A 16,373-nucleotide genomic window follows, 5' to 3' on the forward strand; every position below is an offset into this window, starting at 1 on the left:
GATTTCGATGCCGACCAAGCGCAGCCTGATCGCCGCCGCCCTTCTTGTCCCGCCCTCCCTGGCGCTGGCGCATGGCCCCTCTCGCGGCCCGAATGGCGGCCAGATGCAGGACATCGGCACCTACCACGGGGAATTGCTGGCGCAGGACGGGCGGCTGACCTTCTTCCTGTTCGACGTGAATGACCGGCCGCTCTCGGCGACCGGCGCGACCGCGACGGCCATCGTGCTGGCCGGGGGGCGCCAGCAGACGCTGACCTTCGCGCCCCGGCCCGACGGCGCGGCGCTGGTCGCGAGCGGAGAGTTCCGGGCGGAACCCAGCCTGCGCGTCGTCGTGCAGCTGGTGCCGGCCGCCGGGCAGCCGCGCATCCAGGCGCGCTACGCGCCCGTCGAAGCGGCCAGATGAGCGACGCCGCGGAACGCCGCCTGCTCGACCCCGAGGCGCATCTCCTCATCGTCGAGGACGATGGCGAGATGCGGAACCTCGTCGCGCGCCTGCTGCGCGAAGCGGCCTTCCGCGTCTCGACCGCGCGCGACGGGCGCGAGATGTGGGAGGTGCTGGACAGCCCGGCCGGCCAGCCGGACCTGATCCTGCTCGACGTCATGCTGCCCGGCGCGTCCGGCCTCGACCTGCTGCGCCGCATCCGGGAACGCTCGCGCGTGCCGGTGCTGATGCTGACGGCGCGGGGGGAGGAGATGGACCGCGTCCTCGGCCTCGAACTCGGCGCCGACGACTACGTGTCGAAGCCCTTCGCGCCGCGTGAACTGGTCGCGCGGGTCCGCGCCCTGCTGCGCCGCGCCGCGCCGGCCGAGGCGCAACCCGATCCGCGCTCGCGGCGGCTGGCCTTCGCCGGCTGGGTGCTGGACACGGCACGACGGGAGCTCACCTCCCCCGAAGGCGTCGCGGTCGATCTCTCGGGCGCCGAATACGACCTGCTGATCGCCTTCCTGGAGCATCCGCAGCGGGTCCTGTCGCGGGAGCAGCTGCTCGAAGTCGCCAAGCGGCGCGTCGGCGCCGACCCCTTCGACCGGACTGTCGACGTCCAGGTCAGCCGCCTGCGCCGGAAGATCGAGCCGGAGGAGGACAGCCCCTCCCTCATCAAGACCGTGCGCGGGGCCGGCTATGTGCTTGTGGCGGACGTGACCCGGGCATGAGGGTGCGGTGGCCCGCGAGCCTGGCCGGACGCATCACGCTGTTGCTGCTGGGCGGGCTGATGCTGCTGCACATCGGCAGCATGTGGGTGCATGAACGCGCGCTGCGCGACACGGAACAGGGCGCGCGGATCGAGCGCATGGCCGACCAGTTGGCCGCGGCGCGCGCGGCGGTGGCCCCGCTGCCCGAGGCGGCGCGGGACGCCGCGGCGCATGCCATCTCTCGCCCGGGCCTGGACATCCACTGGGACCGCGTGGCCCCATTGCCGGAGGCCGCGCCGCCCGAAGCCCTGGCCGCTGCGGCGACGCGCCTTGGCCCGGGCGCGCGGATCGGCTGGGACCCGAAGGCCGAACCCGGCCATCGCGTGCTCGGCGCGTTGCCGGCGGTCGGCGGCGGCTGGATCGTCTTCTCGGCGCCCTGGCTCGGCGCCGGCGGCGGGGCGCTCGACCATGGCGCGATCGCGTCGATGGTGGCGATGGCGCTCGGCATCGGGCTCGTTTCGATCCTCGTGGTCCGCTGGATCACCGGACCGCTGCGGCGCCTGGCCAGCGCGGCGGACCGCATCGGCCGCGATCCGAGCCCCCGGCCCGTGGCGACCGAGGGGCCGGAGGAGGTCCGCCACGCCGCGGCGGCCTTCAACGCCATGCAGGACCGCATCGCGCGGCTGCTGGAGGACCGGACGGAAGCCCTGGCGGCGATGAGCCACGACCTGCGAACCCCGCTGTCCCGCCTGCAGCTGCGCGTCGGCTTCCTGCCGGAAGGCGAGGACCGGGCGCGGCTCGAGGCCGACATCGCCGAGATGGAATCGATGATCGCGCGCACCCTCGACTACATCCGCGAGGGCCGCGATGCGGAGCCGGTGCGGCCCGCCGATCTCGCGGCGATCCTGCAGACGCTGGCGTCCGACGCCGCCGATGCGGGGCACGACGTCGTCTACGAAGGGCCGGGGCGCGCCGTGCTGCCGCTGCGGCGCGTCGCCGCGAAGCGCGCCCTGTCGAACCTCGTCGAAAATGCACTGCGCCACGGCCGCCCGCCGGTGCGCCTGCGGATCATCGAGGAAGGACCGATGCTCGTCGTCGAGGTGTCGGATGCCGGCGACGGGATCGCCGAGGCCGACCGCGCGCGGGCGATGGCCCCTTTCGTGCAGCTCGATCGGGCGCGCGGCGGTTCGGGCGTCGGGCTCGGGCTGGCGATCGCCCAGCGCTTCGCGCAGGCGAGCCAGGGCAGGCTGGAACTCGGCGAGTCCCGTGCCGGTGGGCTCCTGGCGAGGCTTCTTCTTCCGCGGCAGGGGGGCTGATGGCCGCGCCGCGACGACATGTTTTGTCATGCCGCGGAGAGGCTCCGCAGCGCCTCCGCGCGCATCCTGAAGGGGTGGAAACGATGGAGCCCGTCCCATGCGTCGCACGCTTCTGACCGCAACCGCAGCGATGACGCTGCTTGGCGCCGGGGCACTCGTGCGGGCTGATGCCCAGCCGCAGCACGGACCCGGCCACGGCATGCCGATGATGCAGGGTCACGGCCCGACAGGGCACGCTGCCACGGCGGTTCCCGCGAATGCGACGCCCGCGACGCGCGCCTTCATCGCCGCGAACGACAGGATGCACCGCGACATGTCCATCACCTACTCGGGCAATGCCGACCGTGACTTCGTCGTCGGCATGATCCCGCACCACCAGGGTGCGATCGACATGGCGCGGGTCGTGCTGGAACACGGCCGCGATCCGGAGGTGAGGGCCATCGCCGAGGCCGTCATCCGCGAGCAGGAACGCGAGATCGTGCAGATGCGCGCGATCCTGGCCCGGATCCCTGCGCGATGAGGCGCCGCGGCCTCCTTGTCGCGGCCTTCGCGACCGTGGCCGCGCCCGCGCTGGCGCAGGGCGTGGCACGTGTCGAAGTCTGGCGTGATCCGAATTGCGGCTGCTGCTCCGGTTGGGTCGCGCATCTGCGCCGGGAAGGCTTCGCCGTCGACGACCGCGTCGTCCCCTCGGTCGCGCCGTTCCGCAGGATGCTGGGCACGCCGGCCGACCTGCTGTCCTGCCATGCCGCCCGGATTGCCGGCTTTGCCCTCGAGGGTCATGTGCCCGCGCTGGCGATCCGTCGCCTGCTGACGGCACCACCGGCCGGCATCCGTGGCCTTGCCGTGCCGGCCATGCCCGTCGGATCGCCCGGGATGGAAGTTCCGGGGCAGTCGCCCGACACCTACGACGTGATCGCCTGGCGTGCCGACGGCACGCATGAGCCCTTCATGCGCTTCGTCGGCGCGGAGCCGGCCTGACGGTAAGTTCGGCGGGGAATGCCGGCAACGCCGCCCGCAGGTGCTTCCTGCGGCCAGAAGGCGTCGGGATTCCCCGCCATATCCAGGGCGGCCTCTCGGCCGATCTGAACCGAGAAAGCTGGCTGGCCGTCCTGCATGGAGGCTCCCCGCGCCTAGGCACGGGGAGGTGCCTCGCGCAGCGTTGCGGCGCGGAGGCCAGCCGCGGTCCGGGGACGCCCATCGGCGGAACTCTGCCTCGCCGTCTTCGGCCCATGTGGAGTGGTGGCGAGGATCCCCGGGAAGAGGTATTCGCCCTGACTATTCTGTATCGGTCGTCATTCGCACCGAGGATATCTGCCCCTGGGCGTAGCCACGGCAAAGGCACCCCTACGATCAACGTTCCACTCGGTTCTTCGGCATGTCCCCGCAGGCAGCGACCCGCAGTTCCACGTCTGCGTCAGCGGATCGGTGGCGCGTACATGAGACCGCCGCGTGTCCACTGGTCGTTGACGCCGCGCGCCAAGCCAATGGGCGATCCAGCGCCAAGGTTCCGCTCGAAGATCTCGCCGTAGTTGCCTACCTGGCGGATGGCATTGAAGGCCCAGCGAGCGTCAAGGCCCATCATCGGACCATGGTCGCCATTGGCGCCAAGCAGGCGGCGGATAGCCGGGTTGTCGCTGGCCAGCATGGCTTCCGCATTGCCCGAAGTAACGCCGAGTTCCTCGGCCTCGATCAAGGCGAAGACGGTCCAGCGGACGACCTCGGTCCATTGCTCGTCGCCGTGGCGCACCACGGGAGCAAGCGGCTCCTTGCTGATGCGATCGGGCAGGACCTGGTGCTCGGCCGGGTTACGCAGCGTGGTCAAGATGCCGACCAGCTGCGAGGCGTCGGTGGACATCGCCGCGCAGCGGCCTTCCTCGTACGCAGTGCGCATGGCCGCCGGCTCGCTCACCAGGACGGCGGTATAGGTCACGCGATTGGCGCGCGCCCAGTCGGCGAGGTTCGCCTCGCTGGTGGAGCCGGAGAACGTGCAAATGGCGCTGCCCTGCAGGTCCTGAGCGCGGCTGATGTTCGCGCGGCGGGTCAGGAAGCCCTGCCCGTCGTAGAAGGTGACGGGGCCGAAGTTGAAGCCGAGCTGCGTGTCGCGCGACTGCGTCCAGGTCACAGCACGCGTGAGCACGTCCACTTGCCCCTGCTGCAAGGCGGGGAAGCGGGCCTGGCTGCTGAGGGGTGTGAACCTGGCGCGCTGTGCGTCGCCCAGCACGGCCGCGGCAATGGCACGGCAGATGTCGACCTCGAGACCTTGCCACGTACCGTCTGCGGCCTGGGCCCCGAAGCCCGGCACGCCGGGCGGGATTCCGCAGGCGAGCGTGCCGCGCTGGCGCACCTGGCTCAGCGTCGGGCCGGGCGCGGCCGGTTGGGCCGAGGCAGTTGCTGCGGAAAGAAGAAGGGCTGCTGCCGCAGAGGCCACCCGCATCATCATCCGATTCCTCCCCTACCTGCTCTCGCCGGCGGAGTGGAAGGGGACGCAACCACTCGCGTGCGGCGGTTCGCAATCAGCTACCCGTTCAGCGCGTGGGGGTTTGATCCATGTCATTCAGCACAGGCATTTTTCCGCGGAGCATCCTGCGCGTCATCGCGACGACGCTGACCTCGCCCAGGGGGAGCAGCAGCACGACGGCCGACAGCACCATCTCGATCCCGCCGAACCGTTATTGGCCTGCTTCGAGCGCTCGGCGCCACCTCGATGCATTGCCAAGCCACGCGTCGCTTCACCGCCTGCACCGCACGCAGCCAGATCCACCGTCGCCACGCTGACGTTGCGCGCCGTCACGCGCACGCTGTTGTCCGCCCGGAGTACGAAGGCAATGCTGCTGGTGTCGCGCGAGGCGTACGCGTCTCCGCGCCGTGCGCCAGGCACCGTGCCGTCGACATTGCCGATACACCGATCTTCGACGCAGACTACCGAGGGATCCGGGACAAGGCCTACGGGAGGAGATCGATGAACACTGTCAAGAACGCACTGGCCCAGAAGAGCGGCGCCCTGATCCATGTTCATTCCGGCGACATGGTCGTCGAGGCCCTGCGCCAGATGCGCGACAACCGGGTCCGGTCGGTGCTGGTCATCGATGACGACGTTCTGGTCGGTATCGTCACCCAGGGTGACTGCGCCATCAAGGTGCTGCTGCCCGGGCTCGATGCGAAGCAGACGCCGGTGAGCCAGGTGATGACGCGTAACCCGGTGACGGTGAAGCCTGACGACCGTCTCGAAGGCTGCATGACGATGATGGCTGCGCGCGGCTTTCGCCATCTGCCGGTGCTGGACGCGGGCAAGGTCGTGGGCGTGATCTCCATCGGAGACGTCGTCAAGGAAATCATCCGGGATCTGGAGCGCAACGTGGGCGATCTGATGGGATACGTCATGCGGGACAGCCCCGGCGGCTAAGGAACGAAGCGGGGCGCCGTCGCCGGCGTCATCTTGCGGTGACGCGCCATGGTGATGGCACTGGAGTTGGGGACCCCACCCCGGAAGCCCGGGGACCGCCGGAGACGCCGCACGGCCGGGCGGATCGAGGGCGGTGGCGAGGATGGCGGCGAACCCGCTGCTGCCCACCAGGCTGGCCGGTATCGGCCTAGCCGAGAGCCGCGAGCGTGCCCGACGTAGCGACGCGGCCGGCATGCCTCTCGCCTTGCAGGGCGCCGGTTAGGGCAGCACCGCTTCCACCCTTTCGATGCTGAACAACCCCGCCCCGACCATCGCATTCATCCGGGCCCTGGTCCGCGGATCGACGGGATCAACCTCCTGCGGCGGCCGCAGCATGTCGAGCCAGCGTTCGGGCGGGGCGACACATGATTCGAGTCTTCCGTACGCGTCTGATCTCCTACGCTCCCATCGCTACGCATTCGCACCAGTTCTCTGGTTCGTCGCACGGGGGACGCCAACGGCTGAGGTTTCGGCGCCTTTCGGCCCAGCAAGACCCCATGCCCCCCGCACCGCATCGCAATCTCGCCCGCGATGGTCTCGCATCGGACCACACGTCTGGCGCCCGACTGCCCGGGGCGGGTGGACGCGTGCTTGGAGCCGACGCGGCCGAGCCAGGCGCGGGCTCCACCCGCCGCGTGCGCGTCATCTGCCCGTGGCAGCGCCGCGCGCCGCAAGATTGAAGGCCCCGGCCGCCACGAGAGCGCCGGGCCTGAACACCTAGAAGCTGAAATTCACCGCCAGATACGCGCCGCTCATGGTCATGTCCTGCACCAGCGAACTGCGGCCCTGGTCGTAGGACATGTAGCGCCAGCCGAGCTGCACGCCGGCCCATCCGCTCTGGTAGCCGATGCCCGCGAAGGTCTGCCAGGTGAGGTTCGAATCCCCCGCGCCGATATCGAGGTAGTAGGGAACGAAGAAGCCGCTCTGCGCGATGTTGATGCGTCCGCGCACGCCGAAGATGCCGTTCCAGATATCGTCGCGGCCGGACACCCGGCCGACGCCACCGAAGCTCGGCCCCGCATTGCCGCGTGGCCCGAGCAGCGTGACCGCGAGGTTGTAGTCGGTCGTGGCCTCGACCCCGAGGTAGCGGAAGCCTGCCAGCACATCGACATTGCCCCAGCTGCCCGTCGCCAGCGTGTAGCCGGCCGCAAGGGTCCAGAGCGTCGTCTTGAGGTTGGTGCTGCCCGAGACGTTGACGCTGCTCGAGATCGGGTTGCGACCGACGCCGATGATGTCGGCGCCTTCGACGCGGCTCGCACCCGCATCGGCGCTGACATACATGATGTCCGTCAGCAGCGTGAACCGGTCGTAGCGAACGGTCGCCCCGACGGCCATGGCGAAGTTGAACTGCGCGGAATAGTCGGCGGCATCCGCCTTGACGTCCGCCGATCCGCCGATGCCCGGCGGAAGCGAGTAGCGCAGGTTCGCGTCGACCGAGGGGAGCCAGGCATAGGGCGCGACCTCGAAGCTCCAGCCCGGACGAAGGCCGGTGTCCCGCGCCGCGGCGCCGGTGCCGATGCCGACGGCGAGCACCGTGGCCGCGGCGCCGAGCCGCCAATGGTTACGCTTCATGTCGTGGCCTTTGCTGAGATGCCGTCACGCGCGCGGCCCGCGGCAACCCGCCGGGGCCGCGCGGAACCGCCGATCCTAGTTGCGACGCGCCGCCGGCGTGGCCGCCGGTGCGGATGCCCTCTCGCGCCGCTCCATCTCCTCCTGCAGCAGGCGCAGCGCGGCCGGCGTGACCGTGCTGTCGCCCAGGTCGATCGTCAGCCGTGCGATCCGCCCGGTGAAGGGGTTGGGCGAGGTGTAGTCGCGGTCGTCGACGGATGTACCGGTATCGAGCCCGACATCGAAGGTCTCGTCCCAGGCGAGGGTGAAGGGCAGCGTGGTCTGCAGCGCCTGCTGGGCGACCTGCGTGCCGTTGACCGTCAGCGTGCCCGTTCCGCCGCGGCCGAAGGGCAGGCCCTGCGGCTGCATCTGCCAGTCGAAGACCAGCGTGTGGCGGCCGGGCGGCAGCGCGGCGGGCCCTTCCCAGCGATGGCGCGCGGCATTGAGGAAGTTCCAGGTGAAGACCGGCCGGCCCTGCTGCAGATAGAAGCCATAGCCGGCGAAGCGCCCGCCCTGCGTCACCAGCACGCCGTTCGCCCCGCCCTCAGGCACCTCGATCTCCGCGGTGATCCGGTAGGAGCGGTTCAGCAGGCTCGGCGCGGCACTGCCCTGGATGGCGGAGACCGGGCCGTTGTAGGTGAACTGCCGCCGCCCCGCCGCCGGGCCCGGCCGGGCAGAGATCAGCCGCGTCAGCGCGCTGTTGTCGAGCGGCAGGACCTGGTAGCGCGTCGCCTCCATCAGGAAGATCTCCTGCATCATGCGCAGCCTTGCGGGCTCGCGCGCCGCCAGGTCGTTCATCTGCGTCGGATCATCAGTGAGGTTGTAGAGTTCCCAGGTGTAGCCGTTCAGCACATCGGACGGCTTGGGCGACTGTGAATCCCAGGGCGGCACGGGCGGCGTCGTGCTGGCCATCCAGCCATCGTGGTAGATGGCCCGGTTGCCCATGATCTCGAAATACTGGGTCCGCCGGCGCGTCGGCACGTCGCGGTTCGCCGCGTCGAAGGTGTAGGCCATGCTGAGGCCTTCGATCGGGCGCTGCGCGATGCCGTTGACCATCGTGGGGGCTGGGATGCCGGCGGCCTCCAGGATGGTCGGCACCACGTCGATCACGTGGTGGAACTGGTGGCGGATGCCGCCGCGGTCGGCGATGCGCCGCGGCCAGGAGATCGCCATGCCGTTGCGCGTGCCGCCCAGGTGCGAAGCGATCTGCTTGGTCCAGCGATAGGGGGAGTTCAGCGCGAAGGTCCAGCCGATCGCCATGTGGTTGTAGGTGCGGTCGGTGCCCCAGGCATCGAGGAAGGGCATCATCTGGTCGGCGCTGAACAGCAGGCCGTTGAACCAGGCCACCTCGTTCACCGTCCCGTCCGGCCCGCCCTCCGCGCTGCCGCCGTTGTCGCCGCTGATATAGATGATCAGCGTATTGTCGATCTGGCCGGCATCCTCGACGGCCTGGATGACGCGCCCGATCTCATGGTCGGTGTAGGCGAGATAGGCCGCGTAGATCTCCATCTGCCGCGCATAGAGCCGGCGCTGGTTGTCGGTCAGGCTTTCCCAGCGCGGGATGAAGTCCGGCAGGGGCGGCAATTGCGCATTGGCGGGAATGACGCCGAGACGCCGTTGGTTCTCGAAGATGCGCCGGTGCATCACATCCCACCCCGCGTCGAACTGGCCGCGGAAGCGTTCCGCCCATTCGCGGGTCGGGTGGTGCGGCGCGTGCGTGCCCCCCGGGGCGTAGTGGATGAACCATGGCCGGTTCGGTGCGACCGAGGTGATCAGACGGATGTGGTCGATGGCGTCGTCGGCCATCGCCGTGGTCAGGTTCCAGTCCGGCCTGGCGCCCACATTGGGGTGGATCGGCGTGGTGTTGCGGAACAGGTTGCCCGGCTGCCACTGGCTCGTGTCGCCGCCGACGAAGCCGTAGAAGTAGTCGTAGCCCTGGCCTGTCGGCCAGTTGGTGAAGGGGCCGGCAGGGCTTGATTCCCAGGTCGGCACGTTGTGGTTCTTGCCGAACCATGCGGTGGCGTAGCCGGTCTGCCGCAGCGTCGCCGCGACATGCGCCGTCTCCGGCGGGATGATCGAATTGTAGCCCGGGAAGCCGGTCGTCAGTTCCGAGATCACGCCCGAACCGACGGAGTGGTGGTTGCGCCCCGTCAGCAGCGCGGCGCGCGTCGGCGAACAGAGCGCGGTGGTATGGAATTGCGTGTAGCGCAGCCCCGCTTCCGCCACGCGGTCGAGCGCCGGCGTCGGGATGACCCCACCGAAGGTCGATGGCGCGCCGAAGCCGACATCGTCGGTCAGGATCACCAGCACGTTGGGCGCGCCTTCCGGCGGCATGACCTGCGGCGGCCAGGCGGTCCGGCTGTCGCCCGCATTGGGCATGATCGTGCCGGTGAACGGCGGCGTCGGGCCTGGCAGGCTGAATGGATTCGGCGTCATCAGCGCGTCCGGCGCGCCAGGGGCGCCGCGGATCTGTTGCGCCACCGCACCTGGGGCGCAGAAGCCGAAGGCGAAGGCCGTGACCACGGCCCCGGTCGCGAGCACTCCGAGGAGTCTCATCGGGCGTTTCCTTCTTCCAGATCAGCAAGGCAGGCCTACGCGCGTCGCGCGCGTGTCCCGTCTCCCGCCCGCAGCATGCGCCAGGCATCGCGCGTCGTCCCCGGGGCGCGCTATCCAAATTCGGCAAGCCGCGCGTCGCTGCCGGTGGCGTTGGCGCGACCGGGCGGACGGGTCAGGCGCCTTCGCACCCCGGCCCAGCCCGGGTGCCGGCCGTGGCGAGCGTTTCCGAGGGCAGTTCCCCGAACAACGCCCGGTAGTCGCGCGCGAAGTGACCGAGGTGCCAGAAGCCGTGGCCGAGGGCGACGGACTTCACCAATTCCGGGCCGTTCGCTTGGCGCTGCAGGGCCCGGCGCGCCAGCGTCAGGCGGCGGGACTTCAGGTGCGCGTGCGGGCTCGTTCCCAGCGCCGCGCGGAACGCGTCGTGCAGGCGCCGCGCCGAGACGCCCAGCGCCGCGCACAATTCCTCCGTGTAGACCGGCCGTGCCACCCGCGCTTCCATGAAAGTCTCGGCTTCCCGGACGAGGCGCAGCGCCTGGCCCACGGCGCGCGGGCGCGGCCTGAAGGCTGCCTCGGCGGTCAAGGCGCCGGCGATCTCGTCGCGCAGCGCCATGGCGAGGCCGGCCGCGCAATCGGGCTTGTGCAGCCGCTCCGGCAGGCGTTCCGCAAACTCGCCCGCCGCCGACAGGGCGGAGACCAGGCGCGCCGCCCGGTCGGGCGGCAGCGCCACCCCGCTGACCGCGCCCGGCACGTGCACATCCGGGGCTGCGATTTCGGCCAGTTCCTCGAGCAGCGAGAGCGGCAGCGCGAGGGCTGCCCAGCGCAGCCGTCGCGGGGTGTGCCCGGCGATCTCGGCGCCGCCCGTGGCCAGGACCGCGTCCGTTCTCCCCACCTCCACGCCGTTCACCCGCGCCGGGCGATCCGTGATCTGCATGTTCAGCATGAGAACCGCGATGCCGGACGCAATGCCGCCGCGCGTGACATGCGCCGAGGTGTCGGCGTGCTGCACGACAAGGTCGCCAACCCTCAGCACGCGGAGCGTCGCCGAGAAGGGCTCGTCATGCAGGGGCGTGATCTCGAATTCTCCGCCGAGAAGCGCGGCGGAGAAGCGGTCCGGTTCGGCGAAACTGTGCATCAGGCCGGCTGCGGGGGCCGGATGGTTCAAGGTGCTCATGCCGCGCGTCCCCCGGCAAGGTCGGCGCGGGGGCCTTCGTGAAGAGGCAACGCCGGCGCTTGCCCCGAATTAGCCCACGCCTTCGTGAGTCCTGCAAGGAAGGGCGGCCTTGAGGCTCGCGCGCCGTGACGGGCGTGGCAGGGTCGGTGCCGATTTCGGATACGCCCCGCACATACCGCGCGGCCTCGCGGCGTCTAGGGTTGTCGCTTCGAGGACGGACGCAGGGAGGCCGAAGGGGTGCACGCGCCTCGCCCGATCGGAAGACATCCTGGAAGCCGCATGGGACGGGATCGCCGGCCTCCCGTTCGACGCGGCCTGCGCGCCGCCCTCGGGCCGGAACGGCGGGGGCGGTCCATCGCGTGCGCGGCCGTCGCGGCGCCGATCGCCCCCGACGGCCAAGCCCCTGTCCGTGTCAGGCGGGATGCGGGCGTCGATGTCCGGCGGCGCGCAGCGACCGTCGACGCCGCCGTCGAGTGTTCGCCGCGACCGGGCCTTGGCGCGTTCGTGGATCGCCCGCCCGCCGAAGGCAGGTCGCCCGTGCTTCCGGACGGCATCCCGCGGCACGGCCGAAGCGGCCCGTTCGGTCACTCCTCGGGAAAAGGTTCGAGCGCATGACGCCCCTGTCCATCGCCGTCCTGGCCTTCGTCTTCATCACCGGCGCTGGGTTTCTCGGCCTCGCGCTGCGTCCGCACGAGACGCAGAAGGCCGAGCCCGTGCGTGACATGGTGCGCTTCACCCAGGGCATCGTCGCCTCGATCTCCGCGCTGGTGCTGGGGCTTCTCGTGGCCGGCGCGACGGACCACTACCGCAGCCAAAGCGAGCAGGTCCGGCGCATGGCGGCCGAGGTGATCGTGCTCGACCGCGCGCTGGCGCAGTTCGGGCCCGAGGCGGCGGAGGTGAGGCGCGTGCTCCACGGGTCGATCGAACACTCGATCAACGAGATCTGGGCGGGCGAGGCCAGGCGAATGACGATGCCGCCAGGCCCGAACATGCTCGACATGGTCATGCGGCTCGAGGCGGCGACGCCCGGCCAGGCCTTCCTCCAGGGGCAGGCGCAGGGCCAGGTGGTCACCCTGGCCCGCACCCGAGCGACGCTTGCCACGGCCGAGCATGGCGGTGCGATCCAGGTGCAGGTGGTCGTGATGCTGGTGCTGTGGTTTGTCTTCCTGTTCCTGCTGGCGGGCCTCTACGGCCAGCCCGATAGGCTGGCGATCGGCGCGATGGTGCTGGGCAGCGCCGCGGTGGCCAGCGCGCTGCTGCTTGTTCTCGAACTCGATCGACCGTTCCACGGCATGATGGCCGTGTCGGACGCACCGATGCGCGAAGCCCTGGCGACGGTCGCCGGCGTCCGGTGACTGCCGAGCGCGGGGCAAACGGCCCTCCTGTTTGGCGTGGGCCCGAGGAACCGGGGCGGGTCAGGCCTGAGGTGTCTTCGCCCGGCACGCGGATCGACCTGGCTGAGCTTCCCGGTCTCGATCAACGCGGCGCTGGCGGCCCGGGCCTCGGCGCGCTCGACGCCGGAGGTCACGAACCCGATGCGGCCGTCGTCGACGAACGGGACAAGGTCCGCGCGCCGGTTCGGCGCATCGCGGATCGCCTTCGGCATCGACCACGCGCGGGATCCTGAACCTGCGGTCATCCCGCGTCCGGTCCTCGACGAAGTCGCAAGCCCCTGCATCGCTCTCCCGCTTTGGTCGCAGGCCGATGCAGGGTCCGTCCCCCCTCGCTAAGCCTGCCGCGCTTCCTCGGCCTCGATCATCTCCCGCAGGCCGAGGCCCCAGGACGAAATCGCCTTCATGAACGGCAGCAGCGGCACGTCGAGGTACCGCACGCGGTCCGCCGCGAAGACATAGAGCGCGCCCGACATCGGCGCCGGCGAACCGGGCACGAAGACCAGCAGCCGGCCATCGGCGAAGGTGTCCATCACGAACGCCGGGCACAGCCCGTCCTCGATCTCGGCCAGCGCGGGCTTCAGCGCGCGGGCGCCGCCTTCGGCCAGCGGCCCGTCGCCGGAGAAGGCCTTCACCAGGCGGTAGCCGGGGATGCGCTCGAACAGCGCGCCTTCGAGCCTGCGGCGCGCCCAGCCGCCGGGTGCGGAACGCACCAGCACGCCGATCAGCAGGCAGAGCACGACCAGCAGTACGACCGCGACGATGGCCGGGTGGCCATAGTGCCGCGACAGCGGGTCCGCCGCCTCCTGCAGCTTGTGGACGATGCCAAGGACGAGCAGCGCGACGGCGCCGAGCGGCAGCACCACCATCGCGCCGTCGAGCAGCGCGCGGCGCAGCGTCCTCATGGCCGGCACGGCCCGCGTGCGATGTGGCGCATGCTCATTCCTCCGCAAACAGGCGCGACCGGTCGTCGCGCTGGTCGCCACGGCCGGCGGGCTCCCCATGCCCGCCGGCCTTCATGTCCGCCGCCGCCGAGGAGATGGCGGCGGCGGTCCATGACGATCACCGGCTGGCGGCGCCCTGCCGCAGGCGGTTCATCGCATCGCCGAGGCTGAAGCTGCCGGGCGCCTGCCGTGGCGGGAAGTCGCGGAAGGTGGCCAGGAAGCGCGCGACGAAGGCCTGCGCGGGCACGAGCGCGAAGGCGCGCTCGACCCGCCATCGATTGTGCTCGAAGGATTCGGTCGCCCGCTCGAAGGGATCGGATCGCAGGTTGAACAGCATCGGCAGGCGCAGCGGCGTGAAGCCGCGTTCCCAGACGCCGAAGCCGTGGTTCTCCTGGATCAGGAAATGCACCTTCCAGTTGCCGTGGCGCAGCGCAGCAAGGTCGCCGTCGTCGGTGAAGTAGAACATCTCCTGCCGCGCGCCGGGACCGGCGCCGGTCAGCAGCGGCAACTGGTTGTAGCCATCGAGATGCACCTTGTAGGTCCGCGCGCCCGCCTGGTGGCCGGCCAGCAGCTTCTGCTTGATCTCCGGCTCCCCGACCGCGGCCATCAGCGTCGGCAGCCAGTCCTGCAGGGAGACGATGTCGTTGATCACCTGCCCCGGCTGGATGCGGCCCGGCCAGCGGATCGCGCAGGGCGCGCGGAAGCCGCCTTCCCAGGCCGTCGCCTTCTCGCCGCGGAACGGGGTGTTGCCGCCGTCGGGCCAGCTCATCACCTCGGCGCCGTTGTCCGTGGTGTAGATGACGATGGTGTTCTGCGTGATGCCGAGGTCGTCGAGCTTCTTCAGCAGCTGGCCGACATGGCCGTCATGCTCGACCATGCCGTCGGCATAGACGCCGAGCCCGGTGACGCCGCGGCTCTCGGGCTTCAGCCGCGTCCAGATGTGCATCCGCGTCGAGTTGAACCAGGTGAAGAAGGGCCGGTTCGCGCGGTGCGCGCGGTCGATGAAGTCGAGCGCGCCGGCGAGGAACTCCTCGTCCACCGTCTCCATCCGCTTCATCGTCAGCGGGCCGGTGTTCTCGATGCGCTGCGTGCCGTCCGGGTTCGCCCAGGTCTTGAGCACGCCGCGCGGACCGAACTGCCGGCGGAACTCCGGGTCGCGCGGGTAGTCGGGGTTCTCGGGCTCGTCCTCGGCGTTCAGGTGGTAGAGGCTGCCGAAGAACTCGTCGAAGCCGTGCATCGTCGGCAGGTGCTCGTCGCGGTCGCCGAGGTGGTTCTTGCCGAACTGGCCCGTGGCATAGCCGAGCGGCTTGAGCAGGCCGGCGATGGTCGGGTCCTCGGGCCGCATGCCCTCGGCCGCGCCGGGCAGGCCGACCTTCGACAGGCCGGTGCGGATCGGGCTCTGGCCGGTGATGAAGGCCGAGCGGCCGGCGGTGCAGGAATTCTCGGCGTAGTGGTCGGTGAACATCGCGCCTTCGCGCGCGATGCGGTCGATGTTGGGCGTGCGGTAGCCCATCATCCCCATGTTGTAGGCGGAGATGTTGGACCAGCCGACATCGTCGCCGAAGATGACCAGGATGTTCGGCCGGCCCTGCGCGGCGGCGGCGGGCGCGGTAGCGGCGGGCGCGGCGGGCCGCGTCGTCTGCGCGAGCGTGGCACCCCCCGGCAGCGTGCCGGCGGCGAGCCCGGCGGCGCCCCCGAGCAGCATGCCGCGGCGCGATTGGCCGTTTCCGTTCTGGCTCATGTCCTGTCCTCGTCTGCGTGTTGCGTGGTCTGGCGGCGGATGCAGCGGAAGCCGATGTGGCTCATGCCGGTTTCCACCATCTGCGCGTGGCGCGCGGCCGGGCGGTAGCGCCGGCAATAGGACGGCGCGCAGAGGAAGGAGCCGCCCTTCACCACCTTGCGCGGAATGCGGATGGCCGGCTGGGCCGGGTCAAAGGATCCCTCGACCGCCGGGCCGCGCGGATTGAGCGGCGCGCAGCACGGCTTGGACGGATCGGCCGCGTGCCGCGTGCCCCACCAGTCGGTGGTCCATTCCCAGACATTCCCGCACACCTCGAACAGGCCGTAGGGATTGGGCGGGAAGGAGCGCACGGGGCAGGTCCGCTCGAAGCCGTCGGCGGCGAAGTTGCGCCAGGGGAAGGGGCCCTGCCAGGTGTTCGCGAGGTGGACGCCGCCCGGCGCGAGCTCGTCGCCCCAGGCGAATTCCGCGGCCTCGAGCCCGCCGCGCGCGGCGAATTCCCACTCGGCCTCGGTCGGCAATTGCTTGCCGGCCCAGCGCGCATAGGCCTCGGCATCCTCGAAGGCGACCTGGACGACCGGGTGGTCCTCCCGCCCCTCGATGCTGCTGCCCGGGCCTTCCGGCGCGCGCCAATGGGCGCCGGGCGTCCAGTGCCACCAGTTGGAGACGTCGCGCGTGTCGACCGGCCCGTCCGTCATGCGGAAGACGAGCGCGCCGGGCACCAGCATGGCGGAATCCGCACCCGGGTAGAGCGCCGGGTCGAGCGGCCGCTCGGCGACCGTCACATGCCCCGTCGCGGCGACGAAGGCAGCGAACTGGGCGTTCGTGACCGTCGTCGCGTCCATCTCGAAGGCGCCGACGCGCGCGAAATGCTGCGGCTGTTCCTCGCGATAGTGATGGTCCGACCCCATCAGGAAGGTGCCGCCGGGGATGGGCACCATGGCGCCCGGCACTGCCCGGTCCAGCGGGACCGGGGCGGCGGCTGCGGCGTTTCCCATGCCTGCCTCCTCCCTCACGTTCTTGTCAGCGCATGTTGCCATCCCCCTGGCGGCGGTGCCCAATGCCGCTTCGGCAAT

15 protein-coding genes are annotated in these 16,373 nt (G+C 70.8%); 7 read left to right on the forward strand and 8 right to left on the reverse strand.

Annotated elements, in window-relative coordinates; all coding sequences use genetic code 11:
* Window positions 1–7 precede the first annotated feature (7 nt).
* The 5 genes from J5Y09_RS08290 (at window position 8) to J5Y09_RS08310 (ending at window position 3,425) form a co-directional block, all read left to right on the forward strand.
* The gene (locus J5Y09_RS08290) at window positions 8–403 is read left to right on the forward strand and encodes a hypothetical protein (protein WP_209351277.1); all 396 of its coding nucleotides are present in this window, start codon (window positions 8–10) and stop codon (window positions 401–403) included.
* Window positions 400–1,152, forward strand: a complete 753-nt coding sequence (locus J5Y09_RS08295; protein ID WP_209351278.1) for a response regulator transcription factor — start codon at window positions 400–402, stop codon at window positions 1,150–1,152. Before J5Y09_RS08290 ends, J5Y09_RS08295 begins: the two co-directional genes overlap by 4 nt.
* Entirely contained in the window at window positions 1,149–2,447 is a 1,299-nt protein-coding gene (locus J5Y09_RS08300; protein ID WP_209351279.1) for an ATP-binding protein, read from the forward strand. Before J5Y09_RS08295 ends, J5Y09_RS08300 begins: the two co-directional genes overlap by 4 nt.
* A gap of 97 nt (window positions 2,448–2,544) precedes the next feature.
* Window positions 2,545–2,967, forward strand: a complete 423-nt coding sequence (gene copM, locus J5Y09_RS08305; protein WP_209351280.1) for a CopM family metallochaperone — start codon at window positions 2,545–2,547, stop codon at window positions 2,965–2,967.
* Complete coding sequence (locus J5Y09_RS08310) at window positions 2,964–3,425, forward strand: DUF411 domain-containing protein (RefSeq protein ID WP_209351281.1); 462 nt, start codon at window positions 2,964–2,966, stop codon at window positions 3,423–3,425. The genes copM and J5Y09_RS08310 overlap by 4 nt, the downstream gene beginning before the upstream one ends.
* Before the next feature lie 436 nt (window positions 3,426–3,861).
* Here J5Y09_RS08310 and J5Y09_RS08315 read toward each other — a convergent pair whose 3' ends face one another.
* Complete coding sequence (locus J5Y09_RS08315) at window positions 3,862–4,887, reverse strand: amino acid ABC transporter substrate-binding protein (RefSeq protein WP_245216950.1); 1,026 nt, start codon at window positions 4,885–4,887, stop codon at window positions 3,862–3,864.
* A gap of 85 nt (window positions 4,888–4,972) precedes the next feature.
* A complete protein-coding gene (locus J5Y09_RS24585; protein WP_280845343.1) occupies window positions 4,973–5,098 on the reverse strand; it encodes a hypothetical protein in 126 nt (41 codons plus the stop codon).
* Between the two features lie 308 nt (window positions 5,099–5,406).
* On the opposite strand from J5Y09_RS24585, the gene J5Y09_RS08320 reads away from it, so the two are divergent.
* A complete protein-coding gene (locus tag J5Y09_RS08320) occupies window positions 5,407–5,850 on the forward strand; it encodes a CBS domain-containing protein (protein WP_209351282.1) in 444 nt (147 codons plus the stop codon).
* Window positions 5,851–6,606: 756 nt separating this feature from the next.
* Here the strand turns inward: J5Y09_RS08320 and J5Y09_RS08325 are convergent.
* From J5Y09_RS08325 to J5Y09_RS08335, 3 genes are all read right to left on the reverse strand, one after another.
* Window positions 6,607–7,461, reverse strand: coding sequence for a hypothetical protein (locus J5Y09_RS08325; RefSeq protein ID WP_209351283.1), 855 nt, complete (start codon window positions 7,459–7,461; stop codon window positions 6,607–6,609).
* Between the two features lie 75 nt (window positions 7,462–7,536).
* Window positions 7,537–10,053: an arylsulfatase gene (locus J5Y09_RS08330; RefSeq protein ID WP_209351284.1), complete on the reverse strand. Its 2,517-nt coding sequence runs from the start codon at window positions 10,051–10,053 to the stop codon at window positions 7,537–7,539.
* A 172-nt stretch (window positions 10,054–10,225) separates the two neighbouring features.
* On the reverse strand, window positions 10,226–11,224 hold the full coding sequence (locus tag J5Y09_RS08335) for a helix-turn-helix domain-containing protein (protein ID WP_209351285.1): 999 nt from the start codon (window positions 11,222–11,224) through the stop codon (window positions 10,226–10,228).
* Window positions 11,225–11,835: 611 nt separating this feature from the next.
* Between J5Y09_RS08335 and J5Y09_RS08340 the strand changes: the two genes are divergently transcribed.
* Complete coding sequence (locus J5Y09_RS08340) at window positions 11,836–12,579, forward strand: bestrophin-like domain (protein ID WP_209351286.1); 744 nt, start codon at window positions 11,836–11,838, stop codon at window positions 12,577–12,579.
* A gap of 371 nt (window positions 12,580–12,950) precedes the next feature.
* Here the strand turns inward: J5Y09_RS08340 and J5Y09_RS08345 are convergent, their stop codons facing one another.
* From J5Y09_RS08345 to J5Y09_RS08355, 3 genes are all read right to left on the reverse strand, one after another.
* Window positions 12,951–13,520 carry a DUF502 domain-containing protein gene (locus J5Y09_RS08345; protein ID WP_209351287.1) on the reverse strand — a complete coding sequence of 190 codons (570 nt, stop codon included), beginning with the start codon at window positions 13,518–13,520 and terminating at the stop codon, window positions 12,951–12,953.
* Window positions 13,521–13,677: 157 nt separating this feature from the next.
* Window positions 13,678–15,300 (reverse strand): arylsulfatase, encoded by a 1,623-nt coding sequence (locus tag J5Y09_RS08350; RefSeq protein ID WP_245216951.1) that lies wholly within the window; start codon window positions 15,298–15,300, stop codon window positions 13,678–13,680.
* Window positions 15,297–16,295 carry a formylglycine-generating enzyme family protein gene (locus J5Y09_RS08355; RefSeq protein WP_209351288.1) on the reverse strand — a complete coding sequence of 333 codons (999 nt, stop codon included), beginning with the start codon at window positions 16,293–16,295 and terminating at the stop codon, window positions 15,297–15,299. The genes J5Y09_RS08350 and J5Y09_RS08355 overlap by 4 nt, the downstream gene beginning before the upstream one ends.
* Between the last annotated feature and the right edge of the window lie 78 nt (window positions 16,296–16,373).

The organism is Roseomonas nitratireducens (assembly GCF_017813355.1).
Taxonomy (GTDB): Bacteria; Pseudomonadota; Alphaproteobacteria; order Acetobacterales; family Acetobacteraceae; genus Neoroseomonas; species Neoroseomonas nitratireducens.